The organism is Lacimicrobium alkaliphilum, from assembly GCF_002591895.1.
Taxonomy (GTDB): Bacteria; Pseudomonadota; Gammaproteobacteria; order Enterobacterales; family Alteromonadaceae; genus Lacimicrobium; species Lacimicrobium alkaliphilum.
Genome location: NZ_NISX01000003.1, coordinates 144,151 through 161,078 on the forward strand (window position 1 = coordinate 144,151; position 16,928 = coordinate 161,078).

Genomic DNA, 16,928 nt, shown 5'->3' on the forward strand with positions numbered 1-16,928 from the left:
AAAGTTAGGCAATCTGCAGTAATACCCTGTTTTATCCAAAATAGGGACTTTAAGGACCGGGTCTGTTCATGTTCAAAAAGCTTCGTGGAATGTTTTCCAATGACTTATCTATCGACCTGGGTACAGCCAATACACTGATTTACGTTAAGGATCAGGGCATAGTGCTCAACGAACCCTCGGTGGTTGCCATTCGCCAGGAGCGAGCCGGTGGCCCCAAGAGTGTTGCAGCAGTAGGCACCGAAGCCAAGCGCATGCTGGGCCGTACTCCGGGCAATATTAAGGCCATCCGGCCGATGAAAGACGGCGTGATTGCCGACTTTTACGTAACCGAAAAAATGTTGCAGTACTTTATCAAACAGGTACATGACAACAACTTTCTGCGCCCCAGCCCAAGGGTACTGGTATGTGTTCCCTGCGGTTCGACTCAGGTTGAGCGCCGGGCGATCCGCGAGTCAGCACTGGGTGCGGGTGCCCGTGAAGTATTCCTGATTGATGAACCCATGGCAGCCGCCATCGGCTCCGGACTGCCGGTTTCTGAGGCCACAGGCTCTATGGTGGTGGATATTGGTGGTGGTACTACCGAAGTGGCGATTATCTCACTCAACGGTGTGGTCTATTCTTCGTCGGTACGCATCGGTGGTGATAAATTTGATGAGGCTATCATCAATTATATTCGTCGTAATTTTGGTTCACTGATTGGTGAGGCCACCGCTGAACGTATCAAGCACGAAATCGGTGCCGCTTACCCCGGCGAAGAAGTTCGCGAGATTGAAGTACGTGGCCGGAATCTGGCCGAAGGGGTGCCCAGAAGTTTCACCCTCAATTCCAATGAAATTCTTGAAGCCCTGCAGGAGCCGCTTACCGGTATCGTTTCGGCGGTAATGGTAGCGCTGGAACAGTCTCCGCCAGAGCTGGCATCGGATATTTCCGAGCGCGGCATGGTACTGACAGGCGGTGGCGCATTACTGAAAGATCTTGACCGTCTGTTGATGGAAGAAACCGGTATTCCTGTAGTGATTGCGGATGACCCGCTAACCTGTGTGGCCCGTGGCGGCGGCAAGGCGCTGGAAATGATCGACATGCACGGCGGCGATCTGTTCAGCTACGAGTAAAGTGGGCAGCCGGCGATGATTATAGTTAAGAGCACGTTGGCGATGAACCCGCTCTGTATCCAGAGACTGACTGTTTAATATGGATACAATTTTTGCCAGAGGCCCCTCACTGCTCAGCAGATTGATTCTTGCCAGTCTGCTGTCTTTGTTACTGATAATTCTCGACCATCGGCTGGACAGTTTCAGCACAGTCAGAGTGTATCTGAACTCGCTGGTGAGCCCATTGCAATATATGGCAAATCTACCCGGACAGATGCTCAACCAGGCATCCAGTGCGGTAACCACACAACGTGAACTGCTGGAGCAAAATGCCCGCCTTACCCAGCAAAATATTCTTATGAGTGAGGAAGTGCAGCGCTTTAACCTGCTGAAGAAAGAAAACGACAGGCTGCGAAGCTTGCTCGGCTCACCTGTGCGCCCGGGCATGAGAAAAATTGTGGCCGAGTTGATGGCCGTTGACAACAATCCCTATAGTCATCAGGTCGTGATCAACAAAGGCACCATCAATGGTGTCTATGAAGGTCAGCCTGTACTGGATGACAAAGGCATTGTCGGCCAGGTCATGCAGGTCGGCACAACCACCAGCAGAGTATTGCTGATCGCCGATGTTACTCATGGCGTGCCGGTCAGAATCGTGCGCAATGATGTACGTCTGGTGGCCTCAGGATCCGGTCAGCTATCACGCCTGTCTGTCAATCATGTTCCCCATAGCACTGATATCAGAGAAGGGGATATTCTGGTTTCATCAGGCTTAGGGCATGTTTTCCCGGAAGGCTATCCGGTCGGCGAAGTCACCGCCGTAATCCGTGATGAGACTCGCCCCTTCGCCCTGATAAGAGCAAAACCTGCAGCACAACTGGAAAGGCTCAAGCATCTGCTATTGCTCTGGCCTGACGACGCACCGCGGGAACCAGTCATTGACCGGGGGCAGACAACGGATGTTTAGTCTGCGTAATTACACCATTTCAATCAGCATGCTGGTAGCGCTGATGCTGCAAATTATGCCTATGCCGATCATCGCCGATCCCTTCCGGCCTGACTGGGTATTTCTGGTGCTGGCGTATTGGACCCTGGCATTACCACAACGGGTAAATGTCGGTGTGGCTTTTATTAACGGGCTGTTACTGGATCTGTTACTTGGCACCACACTGGGAATTCATGGCTTCGCTCTGAGTCTGGCGATCTTTATCCTTGCCGCCAATTATCAGCGCCTGCGTAATTACTCAGTATGGCAACAGGCCTTTATGGTGGGCCTGCTGACGTCGTTGTACCATTTGGTTATTTTCTGGTTACAGCATCTGCTTACCGATATCTATTTTCTGTTTACTTACCTTTGGCCGGTGTTAACCACTATGCTGTTCTGGCCGTGGTGTTTTCTTGTCCTGCGCAAAGTACGTCGACAACTCAAGGTGAATTAATATGCTGGTTCTTGCATCTGGCTCCCCACGTCGCGCCGAGCTTCTGAATCAGCTTCAGGTGCCCTTTCGTCAACTGCCCATGGATGTCGACGAGAGCATGTTCAAAAATGAAGACCCACAGGATCATGTGGTCAGGCTTGCACGCAAAAAAGCGCAAGCCGCGCGACAAAAAGCCGGTCATATTGATCCGGTACTGGGCGCTGACACGCTGGTGGTCACTAAAAATCAGGCACTCGGCAAGCCTGAAAGCAAAGCCGATTTTGAACAGATGTTTGCCTTGCTCAGTGGCAGCACCCATCAGGTAATGACAGCCGTGGCATTGTATACGGACAGCGGCCTTCAGCACCGGCTGGTTATCACTCAGGTCAGCTTTAAGGTTCTCAGCAAACAGGAAATTGACTGGTACTGGCAAAGCGGTGAGCCGAAAGACAAAGCCGGTGGTTACGGTATTCAGGGGCTGGCGGGCCAGTTTGTGACACATATCAAAGGCAGCTATACCGCCGTGGTTGGCTTACCCTTGTATGAAACCAGCGAATTGCTCAAGGAAAATCAGGTGTTATGAGTGCAGAACTACTGATCAATGTTACCCCCTCAGAATCCAGAGTGGCGCTGATAGAAAACGGCATACTGCAGGAAGTGCATGTAGAGCGGCACACCAAACGGGGGCTGGTAGGAAATATTTATCGCGGTAAGGTCAGCCGCGTCTTGCCTGGCATGCAGGCAGCATTTGTGGATATAGGGCTGGAAAAAGCCGCCTTTTTGCACGCCTCAGATATTGTCATCCACAACGAAGTGATTGATGAAGTCACCGAGAATCATCTGGTGCGCCAGGATATTCGTGCGCTGGTGCGCGACGGCCAGGATATTGTGGTACAGGTGGTCAAAGATCCTATCGGCACCAAGGGTGCACGGCTGACGACAGATATCACGCTCCCATCCCGGTACCTGGTGTTTATGCCCAGCGTCTCTCATGTGGGCGTGTCCCAGCGTATTGAAGATGAACAGGAAAGGGAGCGCCTGAAAACCCTGGTGCAGGCCTTTTGTGATGACGAAGGGGGCTTTATTCTGCGCACTGCCGCCGAAGGTGCGAAAGAAGATGAGTTGTCTCAGGACGCGCAGTTTCTGCGTCGTCTCTGGAACAAGGTAAAATTACGCAAAAAAGAGCGCAAAACCCATGTGCTTTATGAAGACCTGCCTCTCGCCCGACGGGTATTGCGGGACTTTGTTGGCACTGAGCTGGATAAAATCCGTATCGATTCCAAGCTGGTGTTTAATGAACTGGTGGATTTCACCAAAGAGTATGTACCCGGATTACACAGCCTGCTCGAACTGTATCAGGGCGATCGTCCTATTTTCGATCTTTTCGATGTGGAAAATGAAGTACAACGCGCTTTGGAACGCCGTGTTGACCTTAAATCCGGTGGCTACCTGATTATCGATCAGACCGAAGCCATGACCACCATCGATATCAATACCGGTGCCTTTGTAGGCCATCGTAATCTCGAAGAAACTATTTTCAATACCAATATCGAGGCGACTCTGGCAATTGCCAGGCAGCTCAGGCTGCGCAACCTTGGTGGTATGATCATTATCGATTTTATCGACATGACTGACTCTGATCATCAGCGCCGCGTGCTCCACAGTCTGGAAATGGCCACCAGTAAAGATCGGGCAAAAATCAATATCCATGGCTTTACCGCTCTGGGGCTGATTGAAATGACACGTAAAAGAACTCGCGAAAGTCTGGAACATATCCTCTGTGGTGAGTGTCCAGTATGTAAGGGCCGTGGTTCGATGAAGACGGTTGAAACTGCCTGCTTCGAGATTATGCGTGAAATTGTGCGGGTGAACAGGGCCTATGATGCCGATAAATTCGTGGTGTATGCCGCTCCCGCCGTGGCAGAAGCCCTGATGGGAGAAGAGTCACACATGCTCGCCGAGCTAGAGCTTTTTGTCAGTAAACAAATCAAAGTCCAGACGGAGCCCTTGTACCATCAGGACAAGTATGACGTGGTGATGATGTGACCACTGCCACCCGCAGGCCGGTTATTTCCTACCTGTCCTGGACCTTGAGAAAACTCTGGACCCTCAGTGCCATCATCCTGCTGACGCTGGCGGTATTGCTGAGCCTGATGCGCGTCGCCCTGCCCCATATGGACGATTACAAGCATTGGCTTGAGGGTTATATCAGTGAGCAATACGGTGCCGATCTGCAAATTGGCAGTATCAGTGCCGCCTGGAAAGGCACAGGGCCGGCTATTGTGCTGCAGGATATCGCCCTGAATAATCAACTGGATTCACCGATCCAGCTGAACATTAAAGAAACTCAGATAGAGCTGGATTTCTGGTCCAGCCTGCTGAACAGACGCATTCAATCCCAACGCTTTAACCTTAATGGTCTTACTCTGGCACTGGATATCCCGCGCCTTGAGGCAGGCAGCTCAGACTATCCCGTAGTGGATGCTCTCAAAGAGCTTTTTCTGGAGCAGTTACACCGTTTCTCAGTCAATGACAGCGAGCTGTTTCTGGCCACCGCACGCCAGCGTCAACAGGTTCACATTGAACAGCTGAGCTGGCTGAATCAGGAAAACCAGCACCAGGGCGTGGGTTTATTGAAGGTAGCTGAGCTTACACGCAACTCTACCCGGTTTATTCTAGATCTGCAGGGCGGGCGAGATAATCTCAACGGGACGTTTTACGCTGATGCAAAAGATCTGGATATCTCTCCCTGGCTCGAACAATTGAATCCCAGTGAGAGAGAACTCGCTTTCGCCAGGGTGAACATGACCCTTTGGGCTGATATTAAAGACTCCAAGCCCACTTCTTTGCAGGCGGATATTAATGACAGTCAGTTCCGGTGGGAGGACGCCAACACACTGGACATGCAGCTGATCGACGGCAACTTCAGTGCCCGTCCCATTGGCTCACAATGGTACTACGTACTTCAGGATCTGCAGATCCAGCTTAATGATGACGCCCCCATCACTCTGGGTTTTAGTGGTAAACGCACTGCACTGGGTGAGATCGAGTTAGCGACTGGCAGACTCAGCCTGGCATCCGTATTTCCCCTTGCCGCTTTGTTTATGCCTGAAAACAAATTTGCCAGCCTGGAGAAGCTGGCTCCACAAGCGGATATTACCGGGTTACATGCTTTGGTGAGTGAGCAGGGCGCTGCCCTTACCATGCAGTTTGAAGACTTTAATACGGCTCAGACTGATCTGATCCCTGGCCTGAGAGGGGTATCCGGTCGCTTCGACTGGGGCTATAACCAGGGTCGTCTGCAATTTGATGCTACTGACGAGATATTGCACAGTGAATTGCTGCTCGGTAACGATTTGGACTTCCGTGAATTGTCCGGAGATATTTATTTCAGTCTGCAACAACAGCAGTTAATCGTTGCAGCACCGGACATTCGTTTTAACAGTGAAGATCTGCAACTTACCCAGGCTCTGCATTATGAGTCCGGTACAAAAAACCTCAGTCTGCTGACACGTATTGATGCCATGGCGGTGGAACATGCCAAAAACTACTTCCCTGGCGCATTAATGGGGCAAAACACTCAGGCCTATCTGGAAGAGGCACTGATATCCGGGAAAATTGAACATGGCAGTGTGCTGTGGCATGGACCGGTTGAACAATTCCCCTTTGAAAACAAACAAGGCGTTTTTCAGGCAAAGGTAGATATCACCGACAGCGAATTCGATTTCGATGCCAATTGGCCTTCGCTGACCTTATTAGATATGCAACTGATGTTTGAGAATGAAAGCCTGACCATGACCAGCCAGTCAGGCAAACTGCAGGATCTGGACATTGGTACGGTTACCGCCGTTATTCCCAGGCTGGTCAGTTCCGCCGAACTGTCCATCAATATTGATACCCGCGCCAGCGGCAAGCATCTGTCCGCCTTAATGAACAATAGCCAGATGGCGGAATCGCTGGGCAATGTTCTGTCTGAAATCCAGATTACGGGTGAACTCAGCACCGCAATGAACCTGAACATTCCGCTTACGGGTAAAAATGTGGTTGCCAGCGGTACCGTGAGATTCAATGACAACCCGGTGTACTTTCAGAGCCTGGATTTAAATGTGCAGCAGTTATCCGGCGAGCTTAATTTTGTTAATGACAAAATATCTGCCGAAGGATTACAGGCAGGCCTGTTTAACCACGATATCAATGTGACATTGTATGGCGAACAGACTCAGCAAGGCTATGCCACCGAGGTCAGTCTTCTGGGCGACTGGGATGTCCGTCAGTTACTCAGCGAACAGGGCAGTGGTCTGGCGGAATTCGTTGAGGGCAATGCCGACTGGCAGGCGGAGCTAAGTCTGCTGTTGCCACAGCAAGGCTATGAATATGAATTTCATCTGCAGTCTGATATGACCGGTTTTGCCTCGGCTTTGCCTGACCCCTTTGCCAAGCCACCAGAGCAGGACAAGCCCCTTTTGATGAATGTAGAGGGCGATGAACTGGTTTCCAATGTGCGAATTCAGTTTGGTGACAGAGTCAGATTCAATGGCTTGCTGCCACATAAAGAAATGCGTTTTTCAAGGGCCCATCTGGCATTAGGAGACAGTAGTTTTACCGGCATGGGAACCGGTTTCAGTGTATCCGCCAACTTACCCTACATCAGCGCAGAAAAAGTCTACGACAGCCTTAAGGCCTTAACCGGTTCTGTTAATGACTCCGGACAGAGCTTGCTCGGCTTACCAGAACGTATTTTTGTTAACACTGAGCGTCTGAATTTATTTGGAGGCGAGTTTAACCGGGTAGAGCTGAATATTAAGAATACCGATATCGCCTGGCTGGCGAGCGTCAATTCAAGTCAGAGCCGCGCCGATATAGAAATCAGTCATGACTGGCGCGGGCGGGGTCTGCGTATTGACGCCGATTACCTTAACCTGCCAGCCTGGCAACAACAGGCGCCTCCGGAGTTTGAAAGCAGCAATAGTCTTCCGCCGCTGGAGGTCAGTTGTAAACGCTGTAATTACGATGGACAGGATCTGGGGCAGGTTAATCTGAAACTGACGCCGGTAAACCATGGTATGCGTATCGAAAACCTGGATATAAAACGCAATGGTGACCGACTCAGTGCCAGTGGTGACTGGGTTATTGATGAGACTCAAAATCACACCAGGCTGGCGGGTAATTTTGAATCCGATGATTTCGGTGATCTGATCAGAGATTTTGGCTTTGATGCAGGCGTGCGTGATTCCTCGGCCAGCATGGATTTTGATCTGAGCTGGCAGCAGGCCCCGTATAAGTTTAATTTCGCTACCATAAGCGGTGACGTTGACTGGCAATTAAGCGATGGCTACCTGACAGAAGTCAGTGACAAAGGGGCCCGGATATTCAGTATTCTCAGTCTGGAATCCCTGATCCGTAAGCTGACACTGGACTTTCGTGATGTGTTCGCCAAGGGCTTTTTCTATGATCAGATGAGCGGTACTTTTCAGATCGAAAATGGTCTGGTGAGCACCGAAGACACGATGATAGATGGATCGGCGGGGAAAATGACCCTTGCCGGCTACACTGATCTCAATACCCAGGCAATAAACTACAATATCGGTTTCACCCCTAAAGTCACTTCCAGCCTGCCGGTGATTCTGGCATGGATGATTAATACACCGGCCGCGATTGCCGCGCTGGCCATTGATGAGGTGTTGACCTCGGCCAAAGTCATCTCCAATATCAAATACTCTCTTACCGGTACTCTGGATGAACCGGTTCTGGAGGAGCTGGGACGGGACAGCAGAGAAATTCAGCTGCCCGCCAAGACTCTGCCACAAGAGCCGCAAACCAAAGGGGCACTGGAAAACAACACAGAGGAGGCAGTAAATGGCTAACCTGATTGCCTTACAGATGATTTCAACGCCTGATCCCCAGGAGAACCTGGCACAGGTAGACAGGCAACTTGCGAATCTGCAGGTCAACGAACCAACACTGGTTGTATTACCGGAATGTTTTGCCTGCTTTGGTGGCAGCGATAAAAGACAACTGGAGCTGGCAGAAAAGCCAGGACAAGGGCCGATCCAGGAAGCCCTGGCGAACATGGCAGAAAAATATGGAATCTGGTTGGTGGCGGGTACCATTCCACTGCAATCACAGGTTCAGGCAGATAAATTTACCGCTTCCTGCCTGCTGTTTGACCCGCAAGGTAAACAAGTCAGCGAGTATCAGAAGATCCATTTATTTGATGTGCAGGTAGAAGATAATACCCGCAGCTACAAGGAGTCAGCGACTACACAGGCTGGCAATCAAGTGATTGTCATTGATAGCCCCTTTGGCCGACTGGGTCTGGCAGTGTGTTACGATCTGCGCTTTCCCGGACTCTTTCAGGCTATGGGACAGGTGGATGTGCTGGCTCTGCCTTCAGCATTTACTCAGGTCACGGGTCAGGCCCACTGGATGCCATTGTTGCAGGCCCGGGCGATTGAAAAACAATGTTATGTGGTCGCTGCCGATCAGGGCGGCGAACACGCCAATGGACGTCATACCTACGGGCACTCGGTCATTCTGTCTCCCTGGGGAGAAGTATTGAATATGATTCGCTATGGTGCCGGTATTATTCAGGCCCGTCCGGATACCGATGAATTGCAGAAAATTCGTCGCAACATGCCGGTCAGCCAACACAACCAATTCAGGAGCTATTCGATTGAACCAACAGGTTGAACAAAATTTACTCCACGCCTCTGACTTGCAGGCAAAGGATCTGCAGCAAGCCCTGGGAATGATCTATGCCCACGATAATGACTTCGCCGACCTGTATTTTCAGTCCAGCCATCATGAAAGCTGGGTGCTCGAAGACGGTATTATTAAAGATGGTAGCTACAATATCGAACGTGGTGTAGGCGTGCGCGCCGTCAGCGGCGAGAAAACCGGCTTTGCTTACTCTGACGAAATATCCAGAGACGCGCTGTTCCAGGCATGCAAAGCGACGCGCAGTATTGCCAGAGCCGGCGGGACACATCAGGTTGCGGCTTTCCATGGGCAGAAACAACAACGAACACCGTTGTATCAGAGCTCTAACCCCATTAGTGACCTGAGCGAGCAGGACAAGGTGTCTCTGCTGCATAACCTTGACGAACATGTACGCCGGCTTGAACCGAGTGTAAGCCAGGTTATTGTCAGTCTGACCGGGGTCTATGAAGAAATACTGGTGGCCGCCACCGATGGCACATACAACATGGATATCAGACCTTTAGTAAGACTAAATTGCTCAGTATTGATGGAAAAGGACGGGCGCCGCGAAAGGGGAAGTTCCGGCATGGGTGGGCGTTATGGCTACAGCTGGCTACTGGAGCTCGAAGACGGTCAGCCAAGATATCAACAACTGGCCGATGAAGCCCTGCATATGGCCAGAATTAACATGCAGGCTATCGATGCTCCCGCTGGAACCATGCCTGTAATATTAGGTAATGGCTGGCCCGGTGTGCTGCTACATGAAGCAGTGGGCCACGGCCTGGAAGGCGATTTCAACCGCAAAGGCAGCTCTGCTTTCAGTGGTCGCATGGGTGAACAGGTTGCCGCCAAAGGCGTTACCGTGGTGGATGACGGTACACTGAATCAAAGACGCGGCTCGCTGAATATGGATGACGAAGGCACACCAACCCGTTCCAATGTGCTGATTGAAGACGGGATACTGACAGGCTACATGCAGGACAAACTGAATGCCAGACTGATGGGTACAGAGGCGACAGGCAATGGCAGGCGTGAATCCTTTGCCCATTTGCCTATGCCTCGTATGACCAATACCTATATGCTGGCCGGTAAATATGAACCCGAAGAAATCATTGCCAGTGTAGACAAGGGACTCTATGCACCCAATTTTGGTGGTGGTCAGGTGGATATCACCTCAGGTAAATTTGTCTTCTCCACCTCAGAGGCCTATCTGATAGAAAACGGCAAAATCACCGCGCCCGTCAAAGGAGCAACCCTTATCGGTAACGGTCCTGAAGTGATGCGTCAGGTATCCATGATTGGCAATGATATGGCGCTGGATAAAGGTGTCGGCGTATGTGGAAAGGACGGTCAGAGCGTTCCTGTGGGCGTTGGTCAGCCAACTTTAAGAGTGGATCAACTGACCGTAGGTGGTACAGCCTGATACCAGGGCGTGTTGAAATTTGTTGCCGGACTTTGCCTTAGCCCATCAGGTCTCAGTCTGGCGTGTATTACTCCAGCTCACCTTTAAGATACTGAAACAGCTCGCGAGATGATTTGGGTGGCTTGTCAGCCAGCTTTTCTTTATTGGCCTGACGACTCAGTTGTCTGAGTTTTTGCCTCTCCAGCGCAGGGTGTTCCGCCACCACCTGATTTATCACATCATCGCCCTGAGCAATAATATCATCCCTGAGCTGTTCCAGATGATGATGCTGCTTTACCTGCTGCTTGTGCTTGTTCTCCAATACATCCAGCGCCTCACGAATGGGTTCAACATCGGTGTGGCGCATCATTTTGCCGATCAGCTGTAATTGGCGACGGAAGCCCTCTTTCTTTCTGTTTATACGCCGTGCCAGCATGACTGCATCCCTGAGTTCCGGCGCCATAGGAATTTTATCCAGCGCGCCCTGCCCCATATCCACCAGCTTGACACCCAGCTGCTGCAATTCATGCATCTCATTTTTTAGCTGCGTTTTGCTCTTGGGTTCAAAATCAGGTTCGTCTTGCCACATTTCAGTCATCGTTTCGTCTTTAATGTTACACTGTGCCGAGATACCAGAGATTGTAACACTAAGGCAGCAGTTCCAGTATATGAATCCAGAACAGACACTGACAGATATTCAAAATGTGGTAGATGACACCCTCACCCTGGCAAAGAAACTCGGTGCCACTCAGGCCGAAGCAAGCATGAGTAAAATTCAGGGCATTTCCGTGTCTTCCAGAATGCAACAGATCGAAACTCTGGAGTTTACCAATGATGGTGGCCTGGGCATCAGCGTATATGTTGGTCAGCGCAAAGGCAGTGCTTCAACGGCAGATCTGAGCTCTCAGGCGCTGAAAATGACGGTAGAAAAAGCCATTGAGATTGCCCGTTACACCAGTGAAGATCCTTGCTCTGGCCTGGCCGATGCAGATCTTATCGCCCGGGATATTCCCGATTTAGATCTTTATCATCCGCAGGAGCTGGATGCCGATGCCGGTATTCGCTATGCGATTGAAGCAGAAAAAGCCGCTTTCGGGTCAGACAACCGAATTGTCAATTCCGATGGGGCTGCCTATAACGCCAATCTCGGCGTCAAGGTTTATGGAAACAGCCACGGCATCAATGCAGGCTACCCGAGTAGCAGGTACAGCCTCAGTTGCGTACTGATCGGCAAGCAAGGCGACGACATGCAGCGGGATTATGCCTATAGTCTTAGTCGTCAGCCGGACAAATTGGATACGCCACAGCAGGTTGGCCTGGAAGCGGCTCGCGTGACCCTGTCGAGACTGGGTGGACGTAAGGCAAAAACCGCTAAAGTACCGGTGATTTTCCATCATGAGATAGCCTCCAGTTTATTTGGCCACTTTGTTGCAGCCATAAGTGGTGGAAGCCTCTACCGCAACTCCTCATTTTTGCTGGACAAACTGAATCACCAGGTGATGCCGCAGTGGTTGGCAATTCAGGAGCGTCCTCACCTGCTGCGGGGTCTGGCGAGCTCCCCCTTCGATCATGAAGGCGTCGCCACCAGAGACATGGATATCGTTGAACGGGGGGTATTGCAACACTACCTGCTCACCAGCTATTCCGGCCGCAAGCTGAATATGCCGACTAATGGCCATGCGGGGGGCATACATAACTGGCTGATCAGCAACAGTGGTCACGACTTTGAACAGCTACTGCAGGAAATGGGAACCGGTTTGCTGGTTACCGAACTGATGGGCCAGGGTGTGAATATCGTCAATGGTGATTATTCCCGTGGTGCTGCAGGTTTCTGGGTGGAAAACGGCCAGATTCAATATCCGGTGCATGAAGTGACTATTGCCGGAAATCTGGCCCAGATGCTGATGAATATTCGCGCCATTGGCACAGATACCGAAACCCGTGGCGCCGTGCAATGCGGATCAGTATTAGTTGACGGAATGCAGGTGGCGGGAGAATAAAGGCCCAATTTACTGGACTGGCCGTTTATTTTCACCGCAGAGTCGCTGAGCACACAGAGACAACGGAGAGGATAGGCCTCTTAAACCTCTGCGTCTCCGCGGTGCATTAAAGGTCACTGGACGCCCAACAACTTTGATTACTCAGATGACGGGCTATAGCCGCGACCTACAAATCTATAGGTTGCTGGGAACTCAATGCCTTTTTGAGCGATTAATTTTTGAACCCTCTGCGCCTTAGCGCCTCTGCGAGATCAAAAAGTTAAAAGCCTGAAATCTCGCAAAGCCGCAGGGTGCGCAGAGAAAACCAAGATAGAAACTCTCCTGAATTTCTGCGTCTCCGCGGTGCATTAAGTTTTTCTGCAGGTCGCTGGATGCCCGATAACAACATTCGGGCATGACGGGCGGTCGGTTGAATAAATTCCGGGCCTGCGTTGTGCTCATGCAGAGCCCTATTTATTGGGCTTATGCCTTTGCTACAGTGTGCGTAAGGAGTGAGGGAGATAAATGATCCCTGCGTTTTTCTTAGTCCTGATTTGACCGCGAATGCTTACCTCGCTTCTTTTCAGTATCTGTACCCAACGCTTAAAAATGGATAACTTCCGCCATCATAAAAATTATAATTTGCACCTAGCGACCAACCAGACGCTGAGCTGCCACTGAAGTAGTACTTATACCCTACAGAAAGCCCCTGATCAGAATCAGTTCTCACATCTAAAAATTCATCAATATATCTTTCGGTGTGCAATGTCCCATAATAGAACGTAATCGCTTGTTTCTTATCCATAAAGTAATTTCCTCCAGCACCAAATCCCATCTCTTCATTTGATCTGTTTGATGTATAAAAGAGGCCAGCAGAGAGATATAAATCAAGTTTATTAGTACCTATGGGCATGTGGAACTGGGCACCGATACCTCCAAAATCAACACCAATGCCAGTTTCGAAGCGGATTGTATCACTAGCAAATGTGTTGGTACTGGATACTACAGATAACAGAATCAAGAAGGCTATTTTCTTCACTTCACAAGTCCTTTTTGAACAAAGAATAAAATTTGAGGTGTAATAAAAATTACTCTAACCAAGACAAAGCTATAGGGTTTGAGAGATCAACTCAGTACTGGTTGATGGAATGAGGTAGCGGCGGAGTAGGGTATCTGGTGAGGTGAGAGGAGAAAAGAGTGAGGAGGAAATCACCTCTCTCCTCACACCTAACTCCTCACCACCAATCACCCATCCACTTCACCACAGAATCGGTAACCTTCACCATGAATGGTGACGATCAGTTCCGCAGCGCCTGGCTCAGATTCAAAGTGTTTGCGGATACGGCGAATGGTAACATCTACCGTTCTGTCATTGGGTCGCAATTCACGGCCTGTCATTTCCATAATAAGCTGCTCACGGGTAAGAATTTTACCAGGGTGACGCAGAAACAGATGCATCGCACGGAACTCACTGCGAGGCAGACGGAATTCTTTTTCTGAAGGGGAAACCAGACTGCGGCTGTCGCTGTCGAGCACCCAACCGTTGAAGTTCACCTTACTTGGCAAATCATCATCTTCACTGCTGTTGAGTGTGCGAGAGAGTAAATTTCTTGCCCTGATCGTCAGCTCTCTGGGGTTAAAGGGTTTGGTAAGATAATCATCAGCACCAATTTCCAGCCCCAGTATTCGGTCAACGTCATTGTCGCGGCCAGTGAGAAAAATTAATCCCACATTTTTGCGGTCCCGGACTTCTCTGGCCAGAATCAGTCCATTCTTACCCGGCAGGTTAATATCCATCACCACCAGATTGATACTGTGATTGGCGAAAATATCATGCATCTCTTCGCCGTTTTCCGCTTCATACACCTGATAGCCCTCAGCCTCGAACAAGCTGGTCAGGGTTGTTCTGGTCACTACCTCATCTTCGACTATAAGAATGTTTGGAGTCTGCATCTTCTCAATTCCACGCTTTGTTATACCTTTCGGTAATTATGTTATTACTGGCCTATGGCTTATTACCTGTAGTTTACCAGAACTTGCAGGCCATAGGACGGCTTTTACTATCGAAAGTTCACTCGCTTCAGAAGCGCCGAACTGAACTTCAGCCCGGTTTTCTGATAGGCATCGCGATTAAAAAATATTTTCATCTTTGACTGCAAAGGTAATACTGACATCATCCCGCCCTGCTCAATGAAGTTAAGACTTTCCCCCACAGAAATGGTGTGTTTATTGAGGTCGGCAATCACATCAAATACTTCATCACTTTCCTGTTCTTCACCGATAAACAGAAGGTGACAGTGCTGTGTGTCTGATAACTCCCTGATATCCGTAAGGGTAAGTAAATTGATGTCCCGCCCCTGTACTTTGCGCTCTGGTGCCTGACGAAAGATTTGCGCATGAGGGAAATTTTCATCTTCAAGAAAACAGAATTGCAGTGCAGATGAATCAGGCAGGGGCTGCGTAAACTGGGTAAAGCCGGCAATATGCAGTAAAAAGGGGGCCCGCAGTTGTTCTGAAGTGAAACCAATGGCACTGGCTGACAGCGACATAAACAGTACGGCTGCCAATGCCAGACGTTTGCAGGCTCCAGACATCAGCATCACTGGTTCCTTGCCCGTGCCGCTGAAGTTTCCACTTTTCTGACCGGAAAGAGAATCTCAAAGGTCACGCCGTGGCCTTCCTCACTACTGACGGTGATAGATCCATCCAGAGCCTGGGTGACAAGATTAAAAACCAGATGCATACCCAGTCCGCTGCCCCCCTGGCCTCGTTTGGTGGTAACAAAGGGGTCGAAGATACGTTTGCAAAGGTGTTCGGGAATACCCTTGCCATTGTCTTTATAGTCGATATGTAATTTGTTGTTACCCTGAATTCTGACAATGATGTCGATTCGGCCTTTCTCGATAAACTCAAAACCGTGGATCAGCGAGTTCATAATCAGGTTAATGATAACCTGATTGATGGGTCCGGCTTTACTCTCTATAACCAGATCAGGATCGCAGTCGATGTTGATCTCATGATTGACCTTCTTCAGCCTCGGCCGCATAGACATCAGAACCTCATCCATCAACTGGGTGAAACTGAATACCCGGGTATTCTCACTACTCTGGTCCACTGCTACCTGTTTAAAGCTGGAGATCAGTTCAGCGGCACGGTTGAGATTGCGATAGATAATATTGAGGTTCTCTTCCCCCTCGTTGAGGAAGCGTTCCAGAGCACTGGCCTTTAGCGTTTTATTTTTGAAGTCATGCTGCAACTGGTTGAGTCTGTCCAGCATCATGGTAGAAGCCGTCACCCCCAGACCAATGGGAGTATTAACCTCATGAGCCACTCCCGCCACCATATCACCGAGCGACGCCATTTTTTCATTCTGAACAATCTGACGCTGGAACTGATGCAATGTTTCCAGAGTCTGAATCAGTTCTTTATTCGCCTCTTTGAGGGCCGTGGTGCGTTGGCCAACCTTTTCTTCAAGACTCAGATTCAGCCGCCGGTGTTCCTCTTCAGCCTCCTCCTGACGCTGAATATGCTGCTGTATCTTTTCCAGCATACCGTTGAAGGATTCCGCAAGAATATCCAGCTCCCGTAAACTGGATGCACTGGCACGGTTAGAATAATCTTTTTTACTGGAAATCTGCTGCACCAGATACACCAGCTCTTCAATGGGGCGGGTAATGATTTTCTGCAATCTCAGGGTCAGTAAAAAGCTCAGTACCAGAGCCAGCAATAATACTGACAGAATAATCATAACCGTATTCAGGGTGAGCTGGTTAAGAGGCTCCGTTGAGGCCCGCAGATAAACATAACCAACCAGATTTCCCTCCAGCCTTATGGGCGTAATCAGCTCCAGTGCATCACTGCTGAACCGCGGCTCAGACAACTCATCGATGCGATCAAACATTGTCGGCACGGGTACCTGTCCGGTTTTATTGTAACTGGCAAAAAATTCAGGTTCGTTAGCAGGGTTGAGTTTATACAGATGAACATTGTTGATGAAAGTGGCGGCAGCCAGGGCTTGCAGACTGTCTTCTTCGGTGACATTGTCGTTAAAAACGATACCACTGGCAGCATTATGGCTGATGATTTTGGCAAATGTCTCAACATCACCCTGCATTTCTTCTTTGGCAATAGAGATCTGCATATACAAAGAAATACTGGAAGCCAGGATCAGCACAATGGCCGTAATAGACATTACAACCCAGATAAACAGGTTCTTTATAGACAATGTACGTTTATGTGCTGGCATGGTCAGAATTCTGCTCTTTCACCAGGTGGTCGATAAGCTTATCACCATATTGATACAATCTTGCTGAAATTAACAATTTTTCCAGCGGCAAAT

At 49.8% G+C, this 16,928-nt stretch carries 14 protein-coding genes; 9 read left to right on the forward strand and 5 right to left on the reverse strand.

Annotated features, from left to right (window positions below):
* Positions 1 to 68 precede the first annotated feature (68 nt).
* From CDA54_RS04110 to tldD, 8 genes are all read left to right on the forward strand, one after another.
* Positions 69 to 1,112 (forward strand): rod shape-determining protein, encoded by a 1,044-nt coding sequence (locus tag CDA54_RS04110; protein ID WP_062475200.1) that lies wholly within the window; start codon positions 69 to 71, stop codon positions 1,110 to 1,112.
* A 79-nt stretch (positions 1,113 to 1,191) separates the two neighbouring features.
* Positions 1,192 to 2,058 carry a rod shape-determining protein MreC gene (gene mreC / locus CDA54_RS04115; protein WP_099033743.1) on the forward strand — a complete coding sequence of 289 codons (867 nt, stop codon included), beginning with the start codon at positions 1,192 to 1,194 and terminating at the stop codon, positions 2,056 to 2,058.
* Entirely contained in the window at positions 2,051 to 2,530 is a 480-nt protein-coding gene (gene mreD, locus CDA54_RS04120; protein ID WP_099033744.1) for a rod shape-determining protein MreD, read from the forward strand. Before mreC ends, mreD begins: the two co-directional genes overlap by 8 nt.
* Before the next feature lies 1 nt (position 2,531).
* A complete protein-coding gene (locus CDA54_RS04125) occupies positions 2,532 to 3,092 on the forward strand; it encodes a Maf family protein (protein WP_099033745.1) in 561 nt (186 codons plus the stop codon).
* Positions 3,089 to 4,555 carry a ribonuclease G gene (gene rng, locus CDA54_RS04130; RefSeq protein ID WP_099033746.1) on the forward strand — a complete coding sequence of 489 codons (1,467 nt, stop codon included), beginning with the start codon at positions 3,089 to 3,091 and terminating at the stop codon, positions 4,553 to 4,555. Before CDA54_RS04125 ends, rng begins: the two co-directional genes overlap by 4 nt.
* The gene (locus tag CDA54_RS04135) at positions 4,552 to 8,373 is read left to right on the forward strand and encodes a YhdP family protein (RefSeq protein ID WP_099033747.1); all 3,822 of its coding nucleotides are present in this window, start codon (positions 4,552 to 4,554) and stop codon (positions 8,371 to 8,373) included. The genes rng and CDA54_RS04135 overlap by 4 nt, the downstream gene beginning before the upstream one ends.
* Complete coding sequence (locus CDA54_RS04140; protein ID WP_099033748.1) at positions 8,366 to 9,199, forward strand: carbon-nitrogen hydrolase family protein; 834 nt, start codon at positions 8,366 to 8,368, stop codon at positions 9,197 to 9,199. The genes CDA54_RS04135 and CDA54_RS04140 overlap by 8 nt, the downstream gene beginning before the upstream one ends.
* Positions 9,183 to 10,631: a metalloprotease TldD gene (gene tldD, locus CDA54_RS04145; protein ID WP_099033749.1), complete on the forward strand. Its 1,449-nt coding sequence runs from the start codon at positions 9,183 to 9,185 to the stop codon at positions 10,629 to 10,631. Before CDA54_RS04140 ends, tldD begins: the two co-directional genes overlap by 17 nt.
* Positions 10,632 to 10,698: 67 nt before the next feature.
* Here the strand turns inward: tldD and yjgA are convergent, their stop codons facing one another.
* Entirely contained in the window at positions 10,699 to 11,208 is a 510-nt protein-coding gene (yjgA, locus tag CDA54_RS04150) for a ribosome biogenesis factor YjgA (RefSeq protein WP_099033750.1), read from the reverse strand.
* Positions 11,209 to 11,278: 70 nt separating this feature from the next.
* On the opposite strand from yjgA, the gene pmbA reads away from it, so the two are divergent.
* Complete coding sequence (gene pmbA / locus CDA54_RS04155; RefSeq protein ID WP_099033751.1) at positions 11,279 to 12,610, forward strand: metalloprotease PmbA; 1,332 nt, start codon at positions 11,279 to 11,281, stop codon at positions 12,608 to 12,610.
* A gap of 562 nt (positions 12,611 to 13,172) precedes the next feature.
* Here pmbA and CDA54_RS04160 read toward each other — a convergent pair.
* The 4 genes from CDA54_RS04160 to CDA54_RS04175 form a co-directional block, all read right to left on the reverse strand.
* The gene (locus CDA54_RS04160; RefSeq protein WP_099033752.1) at positions 13,173 to 13,628 is read right to left on the reverse strand and encodes a hypothetical protein; all 456 of its coding nucleotides are present in this window, start codon (positions 13,626 to 13,628) and stop codon (positions 13,173 to 13,175) included.
* 206 nt (positions 13,629 to 13,834) lie between these two features.
* Positions 13,835 to 14,542: a two-component system response regulator ArcA gene (gene arcA / locus CDA54_RS04165; RefSeq protein WP_099033753.1), complete on the reverse strand. Its 708-nt coding sequence runs from the start codon at positions 14,540 to 14,542 to the stop codon at positions 13,835 to 13,837.
* 107 nt (positions 14,543 to 14,649) lie between these two features.
* Entirely contained in the window at positions 14,650 to 15,189 is a 540-nt protein-coding gene (locus CDA54_RS04170; RefSeq protein WP_099033754.1) for a YfiR family protein, read from the reverse strand.
* A complete protein-coding gene (locus tag CDA54_RS04175; RefSeq protein ID WP_229748095.1) occupies positions 15,189 to 16,835 on the reverse strand; it encodes an ATP-binding protein in 1,647 nt (548 codons plus the stop codon). The genes CDA54_RS04170 and CDA54_RS04175 overlap by 1 nt, the downstream gene beginning before the upstream one ends.
* Positions 16,836 to 16,928 lie beyond the last annotated feature (93 nt).

What these genes read in the sequence shown, in the direction of transcription:
- mreD (WP_099033744.1), top strand. Translation starts at nt 2,051, where the DNA reads ATGTTTAGTCTGCGTAATTACACCATTTCAATCAGCATGCTGGTAGCG.
- mreC (WP_099033743.1), top strand. Translation starts at nt 1,192, where the DNA reads ATGGATACAATTTTTGCCAGAGGCCCCTCACTGCTCAGCAGATTGATT.
- CDA54_RS04110 (WP_062475200.1), top strand. Translation starts at nt 69, where the DNA reads ATGTTCAAAAAGCTTCGTGGAATGTTTTCCAATGACTTATCTATCGAC.
- CDA54_RS04170 (WP_099033754.1), bottom strand. Translation starts at nt 15,189, where the DNA reads ATGCTGATGTCTGGAGCCTGCAAACGTCTGGCATTGGCAGCCGTACTG.
- yjgA (WP_099033750.1), bottom strand. Translation starts at nt 11,208, where the DNA reads ATGACTGAAATGTGGCAAGACGAACCTGATTTTGAACCCAAGAGCAAA.
- CDA54_RS04140 (WP_099033748.1), top strand. Translation starts at nt 8,366, where the DNA reads ATGGCTAACCTGATTGCCTTACAGATGATTTCAACGCCTGATCCCCAG.
- CDA54_RS04125 (WP_099033745.1), top strand. Translation starts at nt 2,532, where the DNA reads ATGCTGGTTCTTGCATCTGGCTCCCCACGTCGCGCCGAGCTTCTGAAT.
- pmbA (WP_099033751.1), top strand. Translation starts at nt 11,279, where the DNA reads ATGAATCCAGAACAGACACTGACAGATATTCAAAATGTGGTAGATGAC.
- rng (WP_099033746.1), top strand. Translation starts at nt 3,089, where the DNA reads ATGAGTGCAGAACTACTGATCAATGTTACCCCCTCAGAATCCAGAGTG.
- arcA (WP_099033753.1), bottom strand. Translation starts at nt 14,542, where the DNA reads ATGCAGACTCCAAACATTCTTATAGTCGAAGATGAGGTAGTGACCAGA.
- CDA54_RS04175 (WP_229748095.1), bottom strand. Translation starts at nt 16,835, where the DNA reads ATGCCAGCACATAAACGTACATTGTCTATAAAGAACCTGTTTATCTGG.